This window comes from Xenorhabdus sp. KK7.4 (genome assembly GCF_963876465.1).
GTDB classification, from domain to species: Bacteria; Pseudomonadota; Gammaproteobacteria; order Enterobacterales; family Enterobacteriaceae; genus Xenorhabdus; species Xenorhabdus stockiae.
This window is the reverse complement of record NZ_CAWNQF010000127.1, coordinates 1-4548: the sequence shown is the minus strand read 5'-3', so window position 1 is coordinate 4548 and position 4548 is coordinate 1. Positions and strand designations below refer to the sequence as shown.

Genomic DNA, 4548 nt, shown 5'->3' with positions numbered 1-4548 from the left:
TAAAGAAACGGTTGGATAGACACCGAACGCCAGTCGGTCTTCTTTTTTATCGGTGGGGCGGTAGTACTTCATACGCCAGTACTTCGAGCCGCGTGTCGTAACTTCTAAATAGAGACCGCCGCCATCGGCGAGTTTGTAGGTTTTTTCTTTGGGCTTTGCTGTTTCGATTTGTCGTGCGTTTAATTTCATTATAAGGGGCACATTTAAAATAGAAGTGTAGGTGCCCCTAATTATGCCCCGCAGTGCATATTGATTGCAATAGACTAGAGTAGACCTAAAAAGAAAAGACCTGATTGATTTATCAGGTCTTTCTAAGATTTAGTTTACTAGTGTAGACGTTAGTAAACTTATGTTTGGTGCCCAGGGCGGGACTTGAACCCGCACAGCCTTACAGCCGAGGGATTTTAAAATCGTCGTTGTTTTATTTAAAATCAATATATTACAAGTGTTTCACCTAATATGGGCTATTATTTTCACCCTTTTAAATCAGCTTGTTAGGCGATCATTTTGTTGAATATTAGGAACAAAAAAGCCCTGATTAGGCACAAGGTACTTTAAGTAACTTCTACATATTCTTCTGCCCTCCCACAACCGGAACAACTTCAATTTTCCGATCATACCGTGCAGTTTGGGTTATGTTTTTATGGCCTGATATTACTTGTTTCTCTGCCAACGTACCTTCCAAATCAGAAATACCTTTCGCCTTTAGATCATGGAAAGTGAAGTTAAAATCTAAATTAGGGAATTCATCTTTTGCCATTTGTCTGGCTTTTCTCCAACGACTGTTAAAACCGTCACGCGTATATTTATGACCATTGGCCTGACAAATCACATAAATACTCGCAATGCCGGGTTCGGTAATTAATGTGTCACTCATTTTGATGGTATCTTCTAAGCGTTTTGTCCAGGCTTTAATTTGTTGCTTTCCGGTTTTCCCCTGACGAATAAATATGCCTTTATCCATTAATTGGGAGCGGGTTAGTGTCAGAACGTCAGCTTGTCGGGCACAGCATAAATAGGCTAATTCCATTGAGACCTTAACCACCGTAGGTGATACTGAATAAAGCGCCGCATATTCGGCATCGGTAATATACCGCTCTCGCGCTTTTTCCTTGTATTGCTTTACACCTTTACAGGGATTACTTTTCACCATCCCACGCTCATAACCCCATTTGTAGACACGGGAAAAGAACGTTTTTTCTCGGTTTGCCTGCGTTCTGCTGCTTAAGCCGCGTTTATCCATGTATTTCCTGATATGCTCAGGCCTGACATTATCCGGTGACATTTTGCCAAAGACTGGAGTCAGCTTGTTGGCGTATTTCCGGTAGTCTTTTTTGGTATCAAGGGCCAGATCCTTAAAATCAGCAGAGGCCAGAAATTGTTTGATTAAGTTAGACACTGAATTTTCCTCCCGTGACATGTCACAAAGAATTTTTTCGTACTCAGCCCAGATAATTGAAAGGGGAGCATCCAGTGGGCAGAGAGAGATAGAACCCCCCTCTTGCCGGATGAAATTCATATTTGGTTTTTCCCCGATAAACACGCTTGGGTAAACGTTTATCGGCGGCATTTTTTCTTGTTCTGGCCACAATCACATGTTCTCGAAATCAGGTTCTTCGACAGCATGGGAACGGCGTACAACAGCCATTGGATTATTGAAATGCGTCCAAGTCGTTCTGGGCTTACCATCTTGGCGTGTGATAAAGAAAATGCCGTGTTTAGCCAATGACAGGCACTGTTTGGAAGGCATTTCAAAACCGGTTAGTTCTTCCATTTCTTTATCGGTGATAATGTCACTATTTATAAGTTCTTCATTTTTACCGATGGTAATATCGCGATTTATGGTCATGGTCTTGCCTCATCATCGATGCAATGATTCGATCAGCAGTGTCACAGGCGCGGATAATATCCACCTGATCACAGGGCGTATTTTTGACGCTGGCGGCTAATCGTCCCAGTTTAATATCGAAGTCAGTTAATAGTTGTTGTCCCGGTTGCCAGGGTTGCATGATGGTGCTCCATTCGGTGGATGTACCATCATGCTAGTGATTACGTGGCTGAATTTCTGATTATGCTTAATCAGGTTTACGGGTGAGGAATGAACTATCGACCTCCGCCTTTTGATTGTTGTTAGCCTGCTCGATTTTTACTTCGGGCGGGAAGTCGTAGAAGATGGCACAGCGGCGGTCAGCAATGATCTGGCCGCTTGTACCATCGGGCAGAGTGATCGTGACTGGCTGGTAACGTTTATGTTGATGTTTAAGCATGGGTCTGGCCTCTTTTACTTTATTGGTCTGGGTATTTTTATGATGTACACACTCTCAATGCACTTGACCGTGACGAGAGCCAGAGTTGAGTTGGCTCATTAAAGCGTTTTTCAATTGCTCCAATGTGGCTTTTTCCTTTGGCTCAAGATAGTCAGTTCTGATTGACGACCAAGTCACTTCGCACTGGTTAATTTCTTCGTTATAAAAAATGCTGATTTCAATTTTTGCTGCCATGATGTATTCCTCCATGCCCGGATCACCGGGCATAAACTGATTGTTAACGAACCTGCAAACTTCTTTCCCCAATTTCGATATGCGCACCCGGTATAGTGTCGCCGCGTTCAATTGCCTCTTTGATGGCTTTTTTATCCGGGGCAGTAATGGTCTGAACATCCACTAATTCATCAGGCAATAACATTTCGTTATCGATAATGACTCTGGCAACGCCCTGACGCGCACTAAAGGTGTTTTTCGTGGTTTTCAGGCTGTTCAGGTCTGCTTTTAGTAAGCAATCCAGCACATATTTTTTCAGGTGTTTGATTTGACCTTCAAAGGACTTTTTGCGCTCAACCAGTCGCTTGGCTTCATCGTCCAGTGTTCTGGTCTGTCCTTCAAGGTTACGAACATGGATCATGACCGCATCCAGTTTGTCACTCAAAGCACCTTCTAACCCTTCGAGCGTATCGGCGATAGCTTCCGGTGAAAATTCACCGGTGGTGATCAGTTTTTGCAGTTGGTCATAATCGGCGGCTAATGCAATTGCGGTGGTCATGGGTTTGCCTCTTCAAGTTTGGTTACGCACTCTTTTTCGATTTCAGTTAAACGACGTAATCGACCTGACAGATAACGTTCATACTCTTTGTCGCCTGTCGATTTTGCGTTATTCAGATGTACTGTAATTTCGCGGGTCAGCGTGGATGCAATCCCTCGCAGCTCATTCTTGGTCACTGCCGATTTCATGGTTTCGGTATTACGTGCAAATTTCTCGTCCAGCTCTTTACGTAAGCGGGTGAGATCTTCGGCTTTGTCACTGGCCGCTTTGATGCCAAATTCAATTTTGTTTTCCGCCAGATATTCAGGGTTATCGTACATTCCCATAAAGACATCGGCACTGAATCCCAGCATAGATAAGGCTTTTTTAATGGCATCTGTCAGGGATTTTTTAAGTACTTCGCCATCCGTTTTGATGCCGTTTTTAGATTTATAGCGGTAAGGTGTTGCACCGTAACTTTCGATCTCACCACGGGTGCCGTCCCCAAGCGGATACCACAATAAGATCTTGAGAGAGTGGTTTTGTTCAAATATTAAAGTGCCATCACCATCACGTAGTAAACGAAAACCCGTTTGCTTGTTATTGGCGTCATAAACAGGTTCAGTCATTGGAGCACCGTCCAGCATTTTGTCTTCCAGAACCCGATATCCCCAACTGCCACCTGCTGGGCCAAATTGTTCAGTTGCCCGCATAAACATATAATTACTGTTGATGCTGGTGCCGCTATATCCCATACCATCCAGTGGTTTAGTAAAACGCGGGTCGGTACGTTGAACCGCTTTCCAGATGCGAAGATTGGCCTGCTGTTCATTACCCTGCTTCTTGATAGCTTCTTCCAACAAATCGGCCCGATGTTGGAAATTATCATTACTGGTGTTCTGGTCACTAACTGGAGGCAATAGAGTGCCTTCATCATTTGCTGCCGTTTTTGGTACGGCTTTGTTAGTTGTCGGTACGGTTTCCGCTATTGCTGGTACGTCTGTACCCATTTCTGGCGCGATTTCTTCGGGTTCTGGTACGATTTCCTCTTTAACTGTTTTGGCTTTTCTTGTTCTGCGGGGTTTGGTTTCTTTAATTTCAGGGGCGGCCTGCTGAGTCTCAGGTTCACCGGCAGAGTCATTTGTGACGGCAGTTTCTAGTGTTGGCACAGATTTGTCCGTGGTATCGGATAATTCATCGGAAGATGGAGTATCACCCAACGCATGGTTGATAAATGCCTTCATTGCGCCAGAGTCGGTCAGGAACTCAGGATGTTGCTTACCTGCACGTACCACCCGAAAGATATCTTCACGCGGGATAGACAGTGCATCGGTTCTGATACGAAATTGCGTAGACCAGCGACGCCATGTTTCATCACTGTCAGCCATCATTTTTTTCGCTGCGGCCATTTCCTGTGACATAATCTCCCAACAGTCAAAATCACCATCCAGTAAGGCCATGGCAATTTCTAAGTCCAGTGTGGCGTAGCTATGATTAAATTCGCGTTTTTGATATGACTCTGACAGCCAC

The 4548-nt window shown here is 44.3% G+C and carries 7 protein-coding genes and 1 pseudogene; all 8 read right to left on the bottom strand.

Going from position 1 to position 4548, the window contains the following annotated elements; all coding sequences use genetic code 11:
- On the bottom strand, positions 1-189 hold a 189-nt coding region (locus tag AACS90_RS20770; RefSeq protein WP_153043710.1), incomplete at its 3' end, for an Arm DNA-binding domain-containing protein.
- A 376-nt stretch (positions 190-565) separates the two neighbouring features.
- Positions 566-1589: pseudogene (locus AACS90_RS20765) on the bottom strand (tyrosine-type recombinase/integrase).
- Between the two features lie 2 nt (positions 1590-1591).
- Positions 1592-1849 (bottom strand): DUF4224 domain-containing protein, encoded by a 258-nt coding sequence (locus AACS90_RS20760; protein WP_099123609.1) that lies wholly within the window; start codon positions 1847-1849, stop codon positions 1592-1594.
- Positions 1818-2009, bottom strand: a complete 192-nt coding sequence (locus AACS90_RS20755) for a hypothetical protein (protein WP_099109797.1) — start codon at positions 2007-2009, stop codon at positions 1818-1820. Before AACS90_RS20755 ends, AACS90_RS20760 begins: the two co-directional genes overlap by 32 nt.
- Before the next feature lie 66 nt (positions 2010-2075).
- Complete coding sequence (locus tag AACS90_RS20750) at positions 2076-2267, bottom strand: hypothetical protein (RefSeq protein WP_099123608.1); 192 nt, start codon at positions 2265-2267, stop codon at positions 2076-2078.
- A gap of 54 nt (positions 2268-2321) precedes the next feature.
- The gene (locus AACS90_RS20745) at positions 2322-2501 is read right to left on the bottom strand and encodes a hypothetical protein (RefSeq protein ID WP_099123607.1); all 180 of its coding nucleotides are present in this window, start codon (positions 2499-2501) and stop codon (positions 2322-2324) included.
- A 43-nt stretch (positions 2502-2544) separates the two neighbouring features.
- Positions 2545-3039: a siphovirus Gp157 family protein gene (locus tag AACS90_RS20740; RefSeq protein ID WP_099123606.1), complete on the bottom strand. Its 495-nt coding sequence runs from the start codon at positions 3037-3039 to the stop codon at positions 2545-2547.
- Positions 3036-4548 (bottom strand): hypothetical protein (locus AACS90_RS20735; protein WP_099123605.1); only part of this gene is annotated, 1513 nt, incomplete at its 5' end. The genes AACS90_RS20740 and AACS90_RS20735, both read right to left, overlap by 4 nt.